The following is a 16,999-nucleotide window of genomic DNA, read 5'->3' as shown; positions in this document are numbered from 1 at the left end:
CGTTGAACTTTCGGTGGAGAGTCTGGTCGCAGTATCGTCGTGTTCGTGGGGCATAACCTTCAAACGAGTGGCAAGCTGAGGCCGGTCGACCTGGCCCGTCGGCACGGTCTGTCCACCCAGGCGGTGAGGAACTACGAAGAGGCCGGCATCCTCCCGACAGCCGAGCGCACCGCCTCCGGCTACCGCGTCTACACCCCTCTGCACGAGCGGGCGCTGGCCGCGTTCCTCGCCCTGGTGCCGGGGCACGGGCATGCTACGGCGACGGCGGTCATGCAGGCCGTGAACCGTGACGCCGTCGACGAGGCCTTCCAGCTCATCGACGAGAGTCACGCACGGCTGCTGCACGACCGGCGCACGCTGCGGGCCGTGGAGGACGCCCTGCGCGGGCTCACCGCCGACTCGGCCTCCGCCGACTCGGCTGCCTTCACCCGAACCTTCATCGGGCCGCTGGCCGAGGAGCTGGGCGTCCGCCCGGCGACCCTGCGCAAGTGGGAGGACGCCGGACTCGTACGTCCGCGGCGCGACCCCCTGACCGGCTACCGGGTGTACGACCCGGTCGACGTACGGGACGCGCACCTGGTGCATCAGCTCCGGCGTGGCGGTTACCTGCTCGATCAGATCGCCCCGCTGATCACCCAGGTGCGGACAGCCGGCGGACTCGAACCCCTCGAAGGCGCTCTACGGGACTGGCGTGGCCGGCTGTCCGACCGCGGGCGGGCGATGCTGCGCGGGGCCGCCTCGCTGGACGCGTACCTGTCGGAGTGTGACTGAGTTGCGTCAGCCTTTCACACCCAGCGCGCCCAGCAACATCGGCAGCGAGGCGTGCAGTTCGCGCTCCCAGTAACGCCACGTGTGCGTGCCGGCGCCGTAGAAGTGGGTGGTGAGGCGCTTGGCGCCTACGCGCTTCAACTCGGCGGCGAGTGCGTGGTTCTGCCGGTTGAAGTCCGCCTCGAGGGCGCTCACCGCGCCAGGTTTGTCCAGCGGGCCCGCCGTGCCGTCGCCGCAGGAGAGGTACACGGGCAGCGACTTGAGGCGCTTCGCGAGGTGGAACGGGTCGTGGGCCTGCCAGATGCGCCGCTGCGCGACCGGGTCGCCCCACACCCGGAGGGGGTCGTTGCCCTGGCCTGCGAACAGGCCCAGGATGCGGTTGACCGACTCGTCGTTGAGGAGCGGGTGCGCGGAACCCGAGTACGCGGCGGTCGCCTTGAACATGCCGGGGTGCCGGGCGGCGTACAGCAGGGCGCCCTGGCCGCCCATCGACAGCCCGGCGACGACGCGGTTGCGGCCCGCGCCCCAGTCACGTTCGAGGAGGTGGCGCAGTTCGACCGTGTGGAAGGTCTCCCAGGCGGGGTCACCGCCCTCGCCGTGGTTCCACCAGTCGCTGTACCAGCCGTTCCAGCCCGCCTCCGGCATGACCACGAGCACATTGCGCAGGCTGTCGGTCTCGGCGACGTCGGTCATCGCGGTCCAGGACGTGTAGTCGCCGCAGCAGCCGTGCAACAGCCAGAAGGTGGGCCAGTGTTGACGTCGGTCGGCAGGATTCCAGCCGTCCGGGGTCAGCAGGCGGACCTTGACGGTGCGGCCGCCGAGCGCCGTCGAGCGGACCGACAGGTCCACCTGGCGCTCCGCGACCTGCGTGACCGCCACGACCTCGGCGCCGCGTCGCCCCGTCTCGCCCTGCGGAGAACGCGTATCGGCGGCATCTGCGCGGGTCGGGGCGACGAGCGTCGGTGTCGTCGGTACGAGGGCGAGGATCAGGACGGCGAGGACGAGACGTACACGGGCTCGGAAAGTGACTGCGGCGGTCACGGCGGCTCCCTGCGGTGCTGTTCGTCGCTGCGGTGGGGGGCGGCGGGGCGAAGAGCGGATGTGCCCTGAGGCAGCATCCACCACATGAGGCGATCGGCGACAGACCACGGTCGGCCTGGGCATGACCCGAGCGTGAACGATCCCTCGCTCGGCCGCGTGCGCACCCGCCCGCGGGCCGGGGTAGCTTGAGGCTCATCGAACCAACCCGTGAGGGGAGGGGGACGTGTGGTGACCGAGGAGTTCCTCATGCGTCTCGACGACGGCATGCTCGCGTACTTCCGTGACATGGCCGACGAGATGGTGAGCCGGTTCGGCATCTCGCGCGCCGAGGCCGTGGCGCGGATCAACGCCCGCTACGGCGCCTTGGACATCGCGCCGTACCCCGACCTCATGTGCCACGAGGAACCGGCGTACTGGGCGTACGGCGCCTATTACGTGCCGGACGCTGCCGGCCGACTTCCCTGCGGGGACGAGGGGTACGACCGACAGTTCGACGTCTCCTCCCTCGTGGTGCGGCCCGCGCCGGCGCCCGGCTCACCCGCGTGGACACTCACGGAGTGAGCCGGGGCCGGACCTGATTCGACACCTCTCGTCAGCGCCTGCGCGGCAGAATCAACAGCGCGTCTCCGACCGGCCGTTCCCCCGCCGCGTCCGACGGACGGTTGATCACCTGGCCGTTCGTCACCATCGTCGTCGATCCGCCCCCGTCGAGGTTGACGGCGTCCCTCAGACCGAGGGAACGGGCCACCTTCGCGCTCTCGGTGATGCTCAGCCCGAGGGAGGCCGTGCTGCGGCCGTCGGCCGTGACCAGGACGGTGCGGCCGGCCGCGTCCGTGCCGGCGAGGGTGCGGGGGTTGCGCTTGTGGACCCAGCCGTAGTACCAGCTGGGGTCGCCCGGGTGGACCATCCCGTCGGTGGCGGGGGTGACGTGGAGGCGTCCGTCGCGCACCAGTTCAGGGCCCGCGTTGACGATCTCCGTCCCCGGTGACGGCGTCACGCGGCGGCCCTGGTCGTCGCGGAGGGTCGTCTCGACGCGCAGGCGCTCGCCCGAACGGGCCAGAGCCGTCAGTTCGGCCACCTGCCGGCCGGTCGCCTGGATCGAGCTGCCGCCGGGCGGAAGCGGGCCCCCACGGACGGAGCGCAGCTCCAGCACCCGGCCCCGGCTGTCCAGGACGGCTTCCACGCCCTCGCCCTGCGGCGTGCTCGCGCCGTACTCCTGGGTGAACGCGACGAGTTGGTCGGGATTGGTGCACGTCACGTCGTGCAGGGGCAGCGAGGTGGGGCTGTCGCCCTCGCCGCCGCCGCAGTTGCGGATCAGGCCGGGTACGCGGTTGACGCCGTTGAGTGGCAGGGTGGTGCCGCGGGCGGTGATCCGTCCCTCCCAGGTGAGGCGGGTGATCTGGGTGCTGCGGCCGCCGTCGCGGACGACGAGGCCGGGGCGTCCGCTGACCGGTTCGCTCAACAGGCGCCCGGCGTACACGCCGACGCCCGCCGGGTCGCCGGGTGCGCCGGAGCGGGGGTCGAGGACGAAGAAGCCCGCGTTGACCGCGGCGACGGCTCCGGCGTCGGTGGCGAGGGTGCTGACGGTCTCGCGGTTCTCGATGTCGGGGCCGTAGGTGGCGTCCAGGGTGCCGCGGAAGGTGCGCGGGTCGATGGTCAGGACATCGAGGCGCCAGGGGCCGCGGTCGGTGGTCGCGCCGTCCCAGCCGGTGTAGGTGACCGAGCCGCCGTATCCGGCGTTGATCACGCGGATGCGCTCCGTCGCCGCGGCGGACTGGGAGGGGAAGCTGCCGATGCGGACGCGCCAGCCGAGCGTTCCGCCCGAGTAGTCCGTCGTCCTCGGTGTCGTCACCCGTTCGGCCCGCGCGTCGAAGCCGTCGCCTCGCAGCTCGGCGGCGAGTTCGTCGGCGCTGGCCTTGTCCTTGAGGGCGGTCGGCGGTGCGTCGGGGTCGGGTGAGGTGTCACCGCCGGGGATGGACGCCTCCACGGTCCAGCGGTGTGCCGGGTCCACGGCGCCGCGCACGATGCGGGTGAGCGTCAGACCGGGCCGCAGTGTCTGGGTGGTGCGGGTTTCGGCGAGGCCGGCCGGGCCCAGCGGGAGGGCCGCGCGGGCGTCGGCGGTGCGAGTGCCGGAGGCGCGGTTGTCGGCGGTGCGGCTTTCGGTGGACGCCTGGGCCGGGAGCCCGGTCACCGCCAGGACGACACCAAGGCCGACGGCCGCCCCGCCGAGTCTTCTCTTCTTCATCGTTGACCGCCCTCTCGCGCGTCGAGCCTGCCCGCGTCGCTCGTGGAGCGAAGCCCCGGTTGGGAACATGCGTCACTTTCTCGCCCTGTGCTGACGGCGTCACGAACAGTCACTTAACGCACGCTGGACAAGTATCGACCTGTGGGAACGTGCGTCAAGAAGGCGTGACCGCCTGCCAGTCGGGAAGCGCGGGGGCCTGGTCCGGTGGGCGCGGCGTCACACCGTCGGGTGACGCCGATGGCCGCGCGTCCGGCGTTGTCCACAGCCCTGAGCCGTTGTCAGTGGCCGCCGATAGATTCTTTCTCGTCCCGCCGGTCCGGCGAGGACATCCCCTTTCGTATGCATGGGAGAGGTGCGTTGTCGGATTGGGAGAGGTCGAGCACGGTGCGGGTGGTGCCGTCCGCGCGGCCGCGGAAGCTCGCCAAGGTGCCGTTCGTGGAGCTGGCGGACGGGCGGTTGCAGGGTGTGGTGTCCAGCGGCTCCGACATCGGTCGGGTGTACGTGTCGTCGGTGGAGGCGGGGACGTACGCGTTCTCGTGCAGCACGAACAACAACCGGCCGTGCGGCGGGGCGCGCGGCGCGTTCTGCAACCACATACGGGCGCTGATCGGTGAGGCCGTGCTCCAGTACGGCGCGGAGCGCGTCGCCCGCTACCTGAAGGTGGACGTGTCCGGTGAGCAGACGGACGCGCAGGGCCTGACCTCGGCCATGACGTCGACGCGCCCCGCCCAGGGGGACAGGGCGGCCGCGGCCCAGGTGTTCAGCCGGTTCCTGCGCCACCTGGCCTACCTGGAGTTCGCACCGACGACCGCGCCTGTGCCGGAGATGCACTGGTTCCCGACGACCGGGGCGGTGGCGTGATGCGAGCGGATCTGCTGACCGACGCCGTCGAAGGGCTGGACGAGGCGCTGGGCGCCGTGGACGGCTTCGACCAGGTGCTCGTGGGCGGGCTGCTGCGTCCGCAGCCGGCGCAGGCGGTCGGACTGGCCGCGTTGGCGGACGCCGTCGCCGGGTCGCCGCTGGCCGGGCGGGTCGCCGAAGCGGCGGAGAAGACCGCCGCGGGGGCCGCGGACGAGGACCACTACCTGGCGCTGGCCGCCGCGCGCTCGGCGCTGCTGGGTTCCGTGCATGACGCGCTCGTCGCGCGGGTCGAGGAGGCGGTCGGGCGGCCGCGCGCCGAGGAGCCGGCCGCCACGGCCGACGGCGCCGAGCATCCGGTGAACCTGCTGATGGCGACGCGTGGCTGGCTGTGCGACGTGGCACGAGCCGGCTGGCAGGGGATCGACCACGAACTGATCGGCGGCGCGGCCCCCGTCGTGACCGCGATGCTGCCCGAGCCGGGGCTGCGGCGGCTCGCCACGCTGCTCGACGGCTTCGCCGCGGAGCTCGCCGCGTCCTGCCCCGGCGCCACGCTGGAGCGGATGCCGGTACGGCGGTGGGCCGACCTGTGGTCGCGGGCCATGTTGCTGACGCTCCCCGGCGCGGACCGGGCGACAGCCGTGGCGGAGGCCACCGGCCGTCTGCTGCCGCTCGGGGTCGACCTGCACGAGCACGCCACGGCGGTGCAGGCACAGGTGCACGCGGTGTTCGAGCCGGCGGACGGCGGGACTCCCCGTCTGGTGCGGGCCGGCGTGTCCGCGCCCAAGCCGGACACGGTCGTCGGCGCGGGGCTGTGGCAGCTGCTGCGGCCGCACATGTCGCTGCTGGCCGCGGTCAGTGAGGGGCGTGCCATGGAGCTCGACGCCATGCCCGTCACTGCCGAGGGCGACCTGATCTGGGACGACGCCCGCGCCACGCAGGGCGAGCCCGCGGAGCCCTTCACCACCGCGCGGGTGGCGCTGCCGACCGCTGCCGCCGCCCCCGTGGCGCCGGTGGACCGGCATCCGGCGCGGATCGCCGTGCCCGTGCTGCTCGAGGGTTACGCCGTGGAGGACGCGGGTGAAGGGGTCGCCTTCCGGGTCGCCGGCGAGCGTCTGGCCGTCGGCACCGGCCGGGTGCCCGCCGCCGGGCCGCTGACCGCGGACGCCGTCGCCTCGTCCGCCGCGTGTCTCGGCCTGCTGCGCTGGGACGCCGGTCAGTTCCTGCTCCAGCCGTTGGCCGTGGAGCGCACGGTGCGGAAGAAGGCCGTCGCCGTGCACGCGGGGGCCTGGGCGGGGGGCACGGCCGACAAGGCGGGCGTACGGGCCGAGAAGGCCGCCACCGACGCCGTCAATGTGCTGCGTGAGCGCGCGGGAAGGCTGCTGCGGAAATGAGCGAGGTGAGCGTCGTCGAGGGAGGCGCCGAGGACGGGGCGCCCGTACCGGACTCCGACGAGAACCGGCGGCAGGTCCTGTACTGGCGGCTGCTGGCCCGGCTCTTCGACCCGGAGGAGCAGGCATCGCTGGAGTCGGCGAGTGTCGCCGTGGTCGAGGACATCGGGCTGCCGGTGGCGCTGCTCGACCCAGCCGCGTCCGTCGACTCCGTGGTGCAGCGCCATCCCGACCTGGCCGCCGAGTTCGACGGGCTGATGACGCCGGAGCCGGACGCGGACGGCGAGCGGGACCGGGCCGCCGAGGTGCGGCGGGCGGCGCTGGTGTCGAAGGTGCTGCTCAACGTCTTCTCGACCGGCAACGGCACGGTCACCGCCGAGCAGCTCGCCCGCTGGCAGTCGGACGCCGGCTGGCTGGAGCGGGCGCTGGGCTGTCGGCCCGGTGACCTGCGCGGCGGCCGGGGCGGTGCGGGTCGGGCACGTGCCGGCGGAGGGGTGAGTCCGACCGGCACCGGTGTCGGTACGCCCGCGCCCGACCTGAGCAGGCTGATTCCCGAGATCGGACCCGAACTGGGTTCGATCGAGGCCGGCCTGGTGCAGCGCATGCATCTGCGCGAGGTGCTGGCCGACCCGGCCCTCGCCTCGCGGCTGACGCCCAGCATGTCGCTGATCGAGCAGCTGCTGCGGGACAAGAACAACCTCTCCGGGCTCGCCCTCGCCAACGCCAAGGCGCTGATCCGGCGCTACGTCGACGAGGTCACGGAAGTGCTGCGCACGCAGGTGGAGAAGGCCTCGGTCGGCGAGCTGGACCGGTCCGTGCCGCCCAAGCGGGTGTTCCGCAACCTCGACCTGGACCGCACCATCTGGAAGAACCTGACCAACTGGGACCCGGAGGAGGAGCAGCTGTACGTCGACCGGCTCTACTACCGGCACACCAGCCGGAAGACGACGCCGCAGCGGCTGATCGTCGTGGTGGACCAGTCGGGGTCCATGGTCGACTCGATGGTCAACTGCACCATCCTGGCGTCGATCTTCGCGGGCCTGCCCAAGGTGGACGTGCACCTCATCGCGTACGACACGCAGGCACTGGACCTGACGCCGTGGGCGCACGACCCGTTCGAGACGCTGCTGCGCACCCAGCTCGGCGGCGGCACGGACGGCACGGTCGCCATGGCGCTCGCCCAGCCCAAGATCGCCGAGCCGCGCAACACCGTGGTGGTGTGGATCTCCGACTTCTACGAATGGCGCACGGACGAGCTGTTCGAGAGCATGGCCGCCATCCACCGTTCCGGGGCGAGATTCATCCCGGTCGGGTCGGTGACCAGCTCAGGCCGCGGCAGCGTCAACCCGTGGTTCCGGGAGAAGTTCAAGGACCTGGGCACGCCGGTGATATCCGGCCACATCAAGAAGCTCGTGCACGAGCTGAAGACGTTCCTGACGTGAGCGCCGGCGCTCCCGCGCCCCGAAGCCCCGTCTTCTCATCTTCTCGACTTACCCACTCACCGACTTCTCGACTTCTCGTTTCCGACTTCGACTTCGACTTCGAAAGGCTCATCCCTCATGTCCGAACTGCTGCGCGCCCCCGCCGAGATCAAGTACGCCGAGGAGCTCGACTGGCTGGAGTCGATCGACGACAACCCCAAGCCGTTCTCGTGGCGCCTCTCTCCGAAAATGGTGCGGCTGTTCATCCTCGGCTCGGAGCGGGCCGACGGGCTGGACCGTGAGGTCTCGCAGAAGTGGTTCGGCGACCGCAGCTTCGTGGAGCGGTCGATCGTCACCCTCGCCTCCGACCGCGGCCTGCTGCTGATCGGCGACCCCGGCACGGGCAAGAGCTGGCTGGCCGAACTGCTGTCGGCGGCGATCTGCCGCAACTCGACCCTGGTCGTCCAGGGCACGGCCGGCACCACCGAGGACCACATCAAGTACTCGTGGAACGTGTCGATGGTGATCGCCAAGGGCCAGTCACGGGAGTCGATGATCCCCTCGCCGATCATGACCGCGATGGAGACCGGCGCCATCGGCCGCTTCGAGGAGCTGACCCGGTCCACCAGCGATGTGCAGGACGCGCTGATCTCGATCCTGTCGGAGAAGTACGTCTCCGTCCCCGAGCTGGAGAGCGGGGGCGGCGACGACAACATCGTGTTCGCCAAGCCGGGCTTCTCGATCATCGCCACCGCCAACAGCCGCGACCGGGGCGTCAACGACCTGTCGTCCGCGCTGAAGCGCCGCTTCAACTTCGTCCGCATCCCGGTGGTGACGAACAAGAAGAGCGAGGCGGAGATCGTCCGCTTCCGCACCGAGGAGCTGCTGCGCCGGCACGCCATCGACCTGGACGTGCCACCCACGCTGCTCGACGTGCTGCTGCAGAGCTTCGCCGATCTGCGCGCCTCCGCCGCTGCGGCCGGCAGCGACGACGAGAAGCTGGAGTCCGCGCTGTCGACGGCCGAGCAGATCGGCGTCCTGGAGGACGCGGTACTGCACGGCAACTTCTTCGGTGAGCGTGCCCTGACCGCCCGCACCCTGGCGTCCTCGCTGGTCGGCTCGCTGACCCGGCGGGAGCCGGAGGACCTCGCCATACTCAACAAGTACCTGCACGGGGTGGTCGAGCCGCGCAGCAAGGAGGAGGGCGGGGCCTGGCCCGAGTTCCTCGAGGGCGGCCGCGACGCGATCGCCACCCTGTCGTGAGCGGGTCCCGGGCGAGCGGTGTGTTCACCGCGCTGCGTACACAGCTCCAGGAGGCGGCGACCGAGTTCGCGGGCGGTCCCGACGCACTGGAGGGCATCCTTCTGGGCCTGGTCGACGACGTCGACCGGGCGGTGCGGGAGCCGCTGGAGATCTTCCCCGTCTGCCACCACTCCCCCGCCTCCGCCCTGGCCATGGCCCGCCGCCTGCGGGAGAAGCAGCCGAAGGTGGTGTACCTGGAGCTGTGCGAGGACATGGCGCCGCTGCTGACCGAGCTGCGCAACTGCCGGCTTCCCGTGGCGGTGCAGGCGTTCGCCGGCGACATCGACGGGTTCCCGCAGGAGTGGGCGCCGCTGTCGGTGGTCGCGCCGATCACGGAGGCGTCCGCCGAGTACCAGGCGATCGCCTACGCCCTGGACACGCCGGGCGTGGAACTGGTGCTGGTCGACCGCTCCTCCGACCACGTCTTCCAGTGGAACACCAGCGCTTCCGAAAACGAGGCCTCGGCCGAGGCGGACGAGGCGCCGAAGTCCGAGGAGGCGGCGCTGCACGGCGAGGCGGTCGGCGTCGAGATCGGCGACCTGCGCCCCAGGTTCGCCGAGCTGGAGGAGCATCTGCTGCGCCACGGGAAGGTGCGGCACTGGTCGGAGTGGTGGCACCAGTACGTCGAGGTCCCGCTCGGGGACAGCGACCACGACACCTACCGTCAGGTCATGTTCCTCATCGGCAGCCTGTTCCGGCGGCTCGCGCCGGGCGACGGCGACCGGGTCCGGGTGGACGAGGACCGCGAGCGCCACATGTGGACGCGGATGCGCGAGCACATGGCGGCGACGGGCACCGGCCCGGAGGACTGTCTGTACGTGTGCGGGGCGTTCCATGCGGCGAGCCGGGTGGAGGAGTTCGGTGTGGACGGCCACTCGGACTCGTTCACCATCTCGCCGCGCACGGCGACCACCTGGCAGTACGGGCTGATCCCGTCGAGTCACGCGGCGATCGAGGCGCAGTTCGGCCTGGCGCCCGGCTCGGTGTCGATCGCGGCGACGCAGTGGCAGAAGAGCCTCAAGCGGACGGGGGTGCGGCCGTACCGGCTGGAGGGCCAGGCGGGGGCGCGCACGTCACGCGCGAAGAAGGCGCCGCCGGCCGCCGCACCGGCGGTCCCGGCGCCCGCGACGGACCGGCTGTCCGGGTTCCTGCGGCAGCCGCCCGTGTTGGACGGCCTGGACGAGTCGGAGCTGCTCGGCTGGTCCGTGGACATCGTCAGGGCGGCCCGCCGCAACGGCTATCTGGCCTCCACCGCGGACGCCATCGCCGTCTTCGAGACGTCGATCCTCCTCGCGGGGATGCGGGACCGGGCCAAGCCGACGCCGTACGACTTCCAGGACGCGGCGGTCACCTGCATCGAGAAGGACCGCGTGCCCGGGCGGCGGGACGTACGGCGGCTCGTCGAGATCATGATGGGCGGCGACCGGATCGGGCAGGTGGGCTACGAGGCGCTGCCGCCGCTCGCCCGAGACGTGTACGACCGGCTGGAGCCGCTGGGGCTGAAGCTGCAACAGCGCGGTGTGCAGCGGGCGTTGCTGGATGTGGCCGGGCGGCCCGAGCTGGAGGCGTGCTCGGACGTCCTGTGGATGCTGCGGCGGCTGATGCCGACGGCTGCGGCCCGGCCGATCATGGGTGAGCGGCGGCTCGGTGAGCGGTCGATCCAGGAGTCCTGGGACCTGGCTCTCGGCACCCATCAGCGTGCGCTCATCGAGCTCGGCTACGAGGGCGTCAGCATCGAGCAGGTGCTGGAGCAGCGGCTGCGGCGCGAGGCGTACGGTCCGCGGGCGACCACGGCGGGCGTGCTGGCGGCCGTCGAGGACAGCCTCCTGTACCTGCGCAGCGGGCGTCTGGCGGACGAGCTGGGCACGCACGCGCTGAAGGTGCTGTCCGCGGAACGCACGGTCGACGGTGCGCCGGAGGTGCTGCGCCGGGCGCGGGCGCTCCTGGCCTACTACCGCACGAGCCAGCCGGAACTGCCGGCGTGGATCGAGTCCTTCGTGAAGGCGGGGTACGCGCACTACTGCACGCTGCTGCCGACAGCGTTCCGCGACGAGGACGCGACGGTGGGGCAGGTCGCGGCGATGCTGGGCTTCCTGTTCAGCATGGAGAGCCTGGCGCTGTCCCTGGGCTGCGACCGTACGCAGCTGGAGCTGGCGGTGGCCCAGTCGCACCCGGAGGACCCGTCGAAGACGGCCCTGCTGTGGGCGGCGCAGGTACAGCTCGGCACGTTGTCGCGCGCCGAACTGCGCGCCCGGTGCGACGCGTTGCTGGACAACCCGCTGGTGGTGCCCTCCTACCCGCGCTACCTCAGCGGCTTCGTGCACGCACTGGAGCCGGTGCCGGGGCTGGCGGACGTGGTGGTGGAGGCGGTGTCGAACGCGTTCGGCCGCCTGCCGGACACGGTGCTGCTGCCGTGGCTGCCGCTGCTGATCACCACCCTGCGCAAGGGCGCGGGGGACCTGGCGCCGCTGCTGATACGCGAGGCGGGCCGCGTCTTTCCTGGCCGGCTGCCGGCGCTGGACACGTGGGTGCCGCCGTGGCGGCAGCCGCAGGAGGACCCGTTCGCGGCCTCGCGTTCCCGGCACATGACCACCGCCGTCCCGGCTCCCCGGGGCGCCGCCCTGCTCGCCGCTCACCCGGCGGCGTGCGACGCGTTGGCGGAGCTGCTGGGCTGCGAGGACGGCTGGCAGCAGCAGGGCACGTCAGCCCTGCCGCCGAGCGGCGCGGGCGCGGCGCTGCTGACCGCGTATCCGGCGGCGTGCGACGCGGTGGCGGAGCTGCTGGGCTGCGACGAGGGCTGGGCGCCGACCGTCGGCACCGGTTCGCCGGGTGCGGCCCTGACGACGACGCACCCCGCCGCGGCCGAGGCGCTGGAGGCGCTGCTCTCGCGCGCATGACGGACAGCGGTCGGACACAGGGTCACCGGTGTCCGACCGCTGAGGCCGGCGTCGTGTCGCGGCGCCGGACGGCCCCCCTGCTGTGCGCGACCGACACGCGTCCAGAGCCGTCGTCAGGCGAACGGGAGGGTGAGTACGCCGAACCCTCGCGACCTGGGGTGGGGGGAGCACGAGGACGTGGCGGTCCTCGGCGTGGGCGGTGCCGCCGTTCGGAGGGCCCAGGGTGCCCGTGCGAAGTGCACCAGCGACCTCGCACAGGAGTTCTCCTCACCGACCGCTGCCCGCCGGAGGTTGCCCGCGTCCACCGTGAACATCAAGGCCGGCGGAACCGTCCTCGGGCCGCGGTTGCAGCCGAGGGCGGGCCGCAGGTCGGGTTGTGTTCGTGCGCCGACCCGGCGGCGGGCAGGTGTGGACGCGTGCTCAGCGGCGAGGGGGACGGTAGGCGTCGTTGGTTTCCACCGGGGCACCGCCTCCCAGGACTCCGCCGCCGGGGATGTGGATGGTTCCGCGCACGGCGACGGCCGCCGTGCCGTGGCGTGGCACCGGCATGGGGGCCAGCCGCTCCCAGCGGTCGCGCAGGGTGTCGTACGCCTCGGTCTCGTCGAAGACCGTGTTCGGGTTGGTGCCGTCGTGCCGGCCCTCGCCGCCGAACGTGTAGATCCTCCTCCCGAGGGCCGCGGCGGCGATGCCGCCGCGTGCGGTGGGCATCGGTGCACGCTCGGTCCAGCGGCGGGCTCCGTGCTCCCACGCGTAGACGGTGTCCCGCACGTTCACCTGCCCCCGGTCCCGGCCGCCGAGCACATAGAAGGTCTCGCCGACGACGGCCCCGCCCACGTGGTCGCGGGCCTCCGGCAGCGCGGGCAGCTCCTCCCACCGGCCGGTCACCACGTCGTACGCCGACACGGTGGCCACCGTGTCCTGGAGACCGCCCGCGCCCGGCACGAGGACACGCATACCACCGGCCAGGAGGATCTTCCTCCCGCTCACGCCCATTGCGGCGCTTCCCCGCTCGACGCCCCGGGGCATCGGAGGCAGCCGCCGCCACCGGTCGGCGCGAGGGGAGTAGACGAAGCAGTCGCGCAGGGCCTGCCACTCCGATCCGCCCGACAGCCCGCCGAGGACGTAGATCCGGTCGTGGACCACGGCCACGTTGGGATGGTTCATGGCAACGGGCAGCGGCGCCGCAGTCGACCAGGTGTCGCGGCGCGTGTCGTAGACGTCGACCTGTCCGGTGGTGGCGACGCCGCCGGCCCCGTCGTGGACGATGCCACCGATGACGTAGACGTCGTCGCCGACAGCGGCGACGCTGTGCTCCTGCCGGGGGCCGCTCGCGATCGGCGCCAGCGGCCGCCACCCTTGGCCGTAGTTTCCCGGTATCGGCGGCGAGCCGCCGGGGTCCGTGGGGTGGTCGGGGTGGGCGTGGGCCTGGACGGCCGGGGCGACCGCCAGGGCCGCGCCGAGAAGCAGGACCGTTCTCCGCTGCATGAGGAACTCCTTGTCGCGCGACCTGGTCGTGCCTGGGAAGCAAGAGGCTTCGGCCCGTTCAGGATTTCTGTGCCGCGGCAGGAGAACCAGGGGACGTCGTCCCACGTTTCGGCCGGTTCCGGGTCAGGACGTGGACTCGACCACGTCCTGCGTGCCGAGGACCGCCAGCAGGTCGAGCGCGTCGGCGCTGTCGGTGCCCAGCGCCGGGGTGAACCACAGCAGACGCTGCCGGCCGTCCTCGCTGAACAGGTTGAGGCAGTTGACCTCGACGACCCCGAGGGCGGGGTGTCGGATCCGCTTCCGGTCGTCGCGGCGGAACGCCACGTCGTGGTCGGCCCAGAGGGCGGCGAACTCGGGCGAGGCGTGCAGCAGGGTGCGGATCATCGATGTGGCCTCGGCGTCCTTGGCGTCCCTGCGGGCGGCGGCCGCGCGCAGGTCGGCGACGAACGCCCGGGACTGGGTCGCGTGGTCGGCCTCGGGGTACAGACGGCGCGCGTCCGGCTCGGTGAACCACCGGTGGACGAAGCTGGCGCGGGGCCCGCGAAATCCCGACTGGTCACCGAGCAACGCCACCGCGAGCGGATTCTGCACCAACGTGACGTGGAGGTCGGTGATGACCTGCGCGGGTGTGGACGGCATCCGCTGGAGCAGGTCGAGCATGCCGGGGTGGACGTGCGAGGCCGCGGTGCCCGGGGCGGGAACGGGGCGGTCCGCCAAGCGGTAGAGGTAGTCGCGCTCGTCGGCGGTCAGCCGCAGCGCCCGGGCCAGAGCGGCGATCATCTGTTCGGAGGGCTGGGAGCCCGCTCCGCGTTCGAGCTCGTTGTAATAGTCCACCGATGCCCCGGCGAGCTGCGCCACCTCCTCCCGGCGCAGGCCGGGTACCCGGCGCCTCGGCCCGGCGGGGAGACCCACGTCGGCCGGCCGGATACGGCTTCGCCGCGACCGCAGGAACGTCCCGAGCTCGGTGTACTTGGCAGAACCCATGTGCACCATTCTGTGCCCGGCCGGGGCGCCGGCCCAGGGGATGGCATCCCCTGGTTGCGCCGGCCGCCACCGCGCACCGTGGAGGCATGACTACCAGCGACCCCCTTCACACACCGGCACCCGAGCGGGTGGCCGTCGTCACCGGCGGATCGCGTGGCATCGGCCGCGCGGTGTCGCTCCAGCTGGCCCGCGACGGTCTGGCGGTGGTGGTGAACTACACCAGGGACGTGGCCTCGGCCGAGGAGACCGTGAAGGCGATCACCGCCGACGGCGGGAGGGCGGTCCCCGTACGGGCCGACGTGGCGGACGAGCACGCGATCGCCGCGCTGTTCGACCGGGCGGAGCGGGAGTTCGGCGGCGTGGACGTGGTGGTCAACGCCGCCGGCCGCCTTGTCCTGTCGCCTGTCGCCGACCTCGACCTGTCGGCCCTCGACGAGATGCACCGCACCAACATCCGCGGCGCCTTCGTGGTGGCCCAGCAGGCCGCTCGACGGCTGCGGCCCGGTGGCTCCTTCCTGGGCGTGTCGACCTCCGTGGTCGGAGCACAGTTCCCCGCTTACGGCGCGTACGTGGCGAGCAAGGCCGCCGTCGAGTCGATGACCCTGATTCTCGCCCGCGAGCTGCGCGGCCGGGACATCACGGTGAACACCGTCGCCCCCGGCCCCACAGCCACCGACCTGTTCCTCGACGGGAAGACGCCGGAGGAGATCGACCGGCTCGCGAAGACCCCGCCGCTGGAGCGGCTGGGTACGCCCGAGGACATCGCCCGGGTCGCCGCCTTCCTCACCGGCCCGGCGGGGCACTGGGTGAACGGGCAGGTCCTGCGGGCCAACGGCGGAATGGTGTGAGCATCCCGCCGGCCGCCCTGCCGGTCACCCGAGACGTGCCGGTCACCCCGGAGACGTCCGTACGGCGCCCGTATCGCGTCGGCCACTTCCCACAGAGCTCTCAAGGAGTACGAGTCATGCCTTTCGCCCACTTCAAGGTCCCCGCGGACACCCTCAGCCCCGACGACAAGAAGAAGATCGTCGAGCGCACCACCGATCTGTACGCCGAGATCTACGGTGACCGCGCCCGCGCCACCACCGTGGTGCTCGTCGACGAGGTCGTCGACGGGGGCTGGGGTGTGGGTGGTCACGTCCTCACCGCCGCCCTGCTCAACGGCGACGCCTGACCCGCGGCCGCCGGTGGGCGCGGGCAGGCGGTGCCCGCGCCCACCGGCGCCGGGACGTCACGCCGCCCGGCGCACCCGCTCCCCGTGCCCCCGGATGATGTCCGCGTACCGGTGCCCCGAGCCCTTGATCGTGCGGGCCTGGGTGGCGTAGTCGACGTGGACCAGGCCGAAGCGCTTGTCGTAGCCGTACGCCCACTCGAAGTTGTCGAGCAGGGACCAGGCGAAGTAGCCGGCCAGCGGCGCGCCCTTGCGGGCCGCGGACGCGCAGGCGGCGATGTGCCGGGTGAGGTAGTCCTGGCGCTCGGGGTCGTCGACGGTGCCATCGGGGCGGACGACGTCCGGGAAGGCGGAGCCGTTCTCGGTGACGTAGAGCTTGCGGGCGCCGTACTCCTCGGTGAGCCGCAGGAGCAGGGCCTCGATGCCGCCGGCGTCGATCTCCCAGTCCATGCCGGTGCGCGGGACGCCGTCGCGGCGGACGGACGTGGCGTAGGGGGCGGGACCCTCCGGGTCGGCGGCGACCACTTGCGGGAAGTAGTAGTTCAGGCCGAGCCAGTCGAGCGGGGCCGCGATGGTGTCGAGGTCGCCGGGCCGTTCGGGGAGGTCGACGCCGTAGACCTCGCGCATGTCGGCGGGGAAGCCGCGGCCGTGGACCGGGTCGAGCCACCAGCGGTTGGTGTGGCCGTCCATGCGGACGGCGGCGGCGCGGTCCTCGGGGCTGTCGCTCGCCGGGTGGATGGTGGAGAGGTTGTTGACGATGCCGACCTGGGCGTCGGGGGCGACGGCGCGGATGGCGCGTGCGGCCAGACCGTGGCCGAGGAGCAGGTGGTACGAGGCGCGGACGGCCGCGGTGAGGTCGGTCCAGCCGGGGGCCATCTTGCCTTCGAGGTGGCCGATCCAGGCGGAGCACAGGGGTTCGTTGAGGGTGGCCCAGTGGCGGACGCGGTCACCGAGGCGTTCGGCGACGGCGGAGGCATACGCGGCGAAGTGCTCGGCGGTGTCGCGCTCGGGCCAGCCGCCGCGGTCCTGGAGGGTCTGGGGCAGGTCCCAGTGGTAGAGGGTGACGGACGGGGTGACGCCGGCTTCGAGGAGACCGTCGACCAGGCGGTCGTAGAAGGCGAGGCCCTTCGTGTTGACCGGGCCGTCGCCGCCGGGCACGACGCGTGGCCAGGCGACGGACAGCCGGTAGGCGTTGGCGCCGAGGCGGCTCATCAGGGCGATGTCCTCGCGCCAGCGGTGGTAGTGGTCGCAGGCCACGTCGCCGTGGTCGTCGTTGTCGATGCGGCCGGGTGTGTGCGAGAAGGTGTCCCAGATCGACGGAGAACGGCCGTCCTCCGCCACGGCGCCCTCGATCTGGTAGGCCGAGGTGGCCGTGCCCCACAGGAAGTCGTCGGGGAGGGCGGCGTAGTCGATGGTCACGAAGGTCCTTTCGGGGT

14 protein-coding genes are annotated in these 16,999 nt (G+C 72.4%); 9 read left to right on the top strand and 5 right to left on the bottom strand.

Annotated elements, in window-relative coordinates; translation table 11 throughout:
- Positions 1–45: 45 nt before the first annotated feature.
- Entirely contained in the window at positions 46–771 is a 726-nt protein-coding gene (locus tag MTR79_RS12065; protein WP_244790103.1) for a TioE family transcriptional regulator, read from the top strand.
- Between the two features lie 6 nt (positions 772–777).
- Here MTR79_RS12065 and MTR79_RS12060 read toward each other — a convergent pair whose 3' ends face one another.
- Positions 778–1,809, bottom strand: a complete 1,032-nt coding sequence (locus tag MTR79_RS12060) for an alpha/beta hydrolase family protein (RefSeq protein ID WP_086701768.1) — start codon at positions 1,807–1,809, stop codon at positions 778–780.
- A 246-nt stretch (positions 1,810–2,055) separates the two neighbouring features.
- Between MTR79_RS12060 and MTR79_RS12055 the strand changes: the two genes are divergently transcribed.
- Positions 2,056–2,370, top strand: coding sequence for a hypothetical protein (locus tag MTR79_RS12055; RefSeq protein ID WP_244790101.1), 315 nt, complete (start codon positions 2,056–2,058; stop codon positions 2,368–2,370).
- A 31-nt stretch (positions 2,371–2,401) separates the two neighbouring features.
- On the opposite strand, the gene MTR79_RS12050 is transcribed toward MTR79_RS12055, so the two are convergent.
- Complete coding sequence (locus MTR79_RS12050; protein ID WP_244790099.1) at positions 2,402–4,054, bottom strand: phosphodiester glycosidase family protein; 1,653 nt, start codon at positions 4,052–4,054, stop codon at positions 2,402–2,404.
- 339 nt (positions 4,055–4,393) lie between these two features.
- On the opposite strand from MTR79_RS12050, the gene MTR79_RS12045 reads away from it, so the two are divergent.
- The 5 genes from MTR79_RS12045 to MTR79_RS12025 all read left to right on the top strand — a co-directional run bounded on the left by MTR79_RS12045 (position 4,394) and on the right by MTR79_RS12025 (position 11,923).
- On the top strand, positions 4,394–4,915 hold the full coding sequence (locus tag MTR79_RS12045; protein WP_244790097.1) for a hypothetical protein: 522 nt from the start codon (positions 4,394–4,396) through the stop codon (positions 4,913–4,915).
- Positions 4,915–6,306: a hypothetical protein gene (locus MTR79_RS12040; RefSeq protein WP_244790096.1), complete on the top strand. Its 1,392-nt coding sequence runs from the start codon at positions 4,915–4,917 to the stop codon at positions 6,304–6,306. Before MTR79_RS12045 ends, MTR79_RS12040 begins: the two co-directional genes overlap by 1 nt.
- A complete protein-coding gene (locus tag MTR79_RS12035) occupies positions 6,303–7,745 on the top strand; it encodes a VWA domain-containing protein (RefSeq protein WP_189363643.1) in 1,443 nt (480 codons plus the stop codon). Before MTR79_RS12040 ends, MTR79_RS12035 begins: the two co-directional genes overlap by 4 nt.
- 117 nt (positions 7,746–7,862) lie before the next feature.
- Complete coding sequence (locus MTR79_RS12030; RefSeq protein ID WP_122215788.1) at positions 7,863–8,987, top strand: AAA family ATPase; 1,125 nt, start codon at positions 7,863–7,865, stop codon at positions 8,985–8,987.
- The gene (locus tag MTR79_RS12025) at positions 8,984–11,923 is read left to right on the top strand and encodes a DUF5682 family protein (protein ID WP_244790094.1); all 2,940 of its coding nucleotides are present in this window, start codon (positions 8,984–8,986) and stop codon (positions 11,921–11,923) included. The genes MTR79_RS12030 and MTR79_RS12025 overlap by 4 nt, the downstream gene beginning before the upstream one ends.
- A gap of 420 nt (positions 11,924–12,343) precedes the next feature.
- On the opposite strand, the gene MTR79_RS12020 is transcribed toward MTR79_RS12025, so the two are convergent.
- Together MTR79_RS12020 and MTR79_RS12015 are read right to left on the bottom strand one after the other, a co-directional pair.
- Complete coding sequence (locus MTR79_RS12020; protein WP_189363641.1) at positions 12,344–13,408, bottom strand: kelch repeat-containing protein; 1,065 nt, start codon at positions 13,406–13,408, stop codon at positions 12,344–12,346.
- A gap of 123 nt (positions 13,409–13,531) precedes the next feature.
- Entirely contained in the window at positions 13,532–14,392 is an 861-nt protein-coding gene (locus tag MTR79_RS12015; protein ID WP_122215785.1) for a helix-turn-helix transcriptional regulator, read from the bottom strand.
- Positions 14,393–14,478: 86 nt separating this feature from the next.
- Here MTR79_RS12015 and MTR79_RS12010 point away from each other — a divergent pair, with 86 nt between their 5' ends.
- Positions 14,479–15,240 (top strand): SDR family oxidoreductase, encoded by a 762-nt coding sequence (locus tag MTR79_RS12010; RefSeq protein ID WP_189363640.1) that lies wholly within the window; start codon positions 14,479–14,481, stop codon positions 15,238–15,240.
- A 116-nt stretch (positions 15,241–15,356) separates the two neighbouring features.
- Positions 15,357–15,566 carry a tautomerase family protein gene (locus MTR79_RS12005; protein WP_122215783.1) on the top strand — a complete coding sequence of 70 codons (210 nt, stop codon included), beginning with the start codon at positions 15,357–15,359 and terminating at the stop codon, positions 15,564–15,566.
- A 57-nt stretch (positions 15,567–15,623) separates the two neighbouring features.
- Here the strand turns inward: MTR79_RS12005 and MTR79_RS12000 are convergent, their stop codons facing one another.
- Positions 15,624–16,982: a GH1 family beta-glucosidase gene (locus tag MTR79_RS12000; RefSeq protein WP_244793132.1), complete on the bottom strand. Its 1,359-nt coding sequence runs from the start codon at positions 16,980–16,982 to the stop codon at positions 15,624–15,626.
- Between the last annotated feature and the right edge of the window lie 17 nt (positions 16,983–16,999).

Source organism: Streptomyces sp. BJ20 (assembly GCF_022869105.1).
Taxonomy (GTDB): Bacteria; Actinomycetota; Actinomycetes; order Streptomycetales; family Streptomycetaceae; genus Streptomyces; species Streptomyces griseoincarnatus.
Note: the sequence above shows the minus strand (reverse complement) of the source record. Positions and strands in the feature narration are given on the sequence as shown.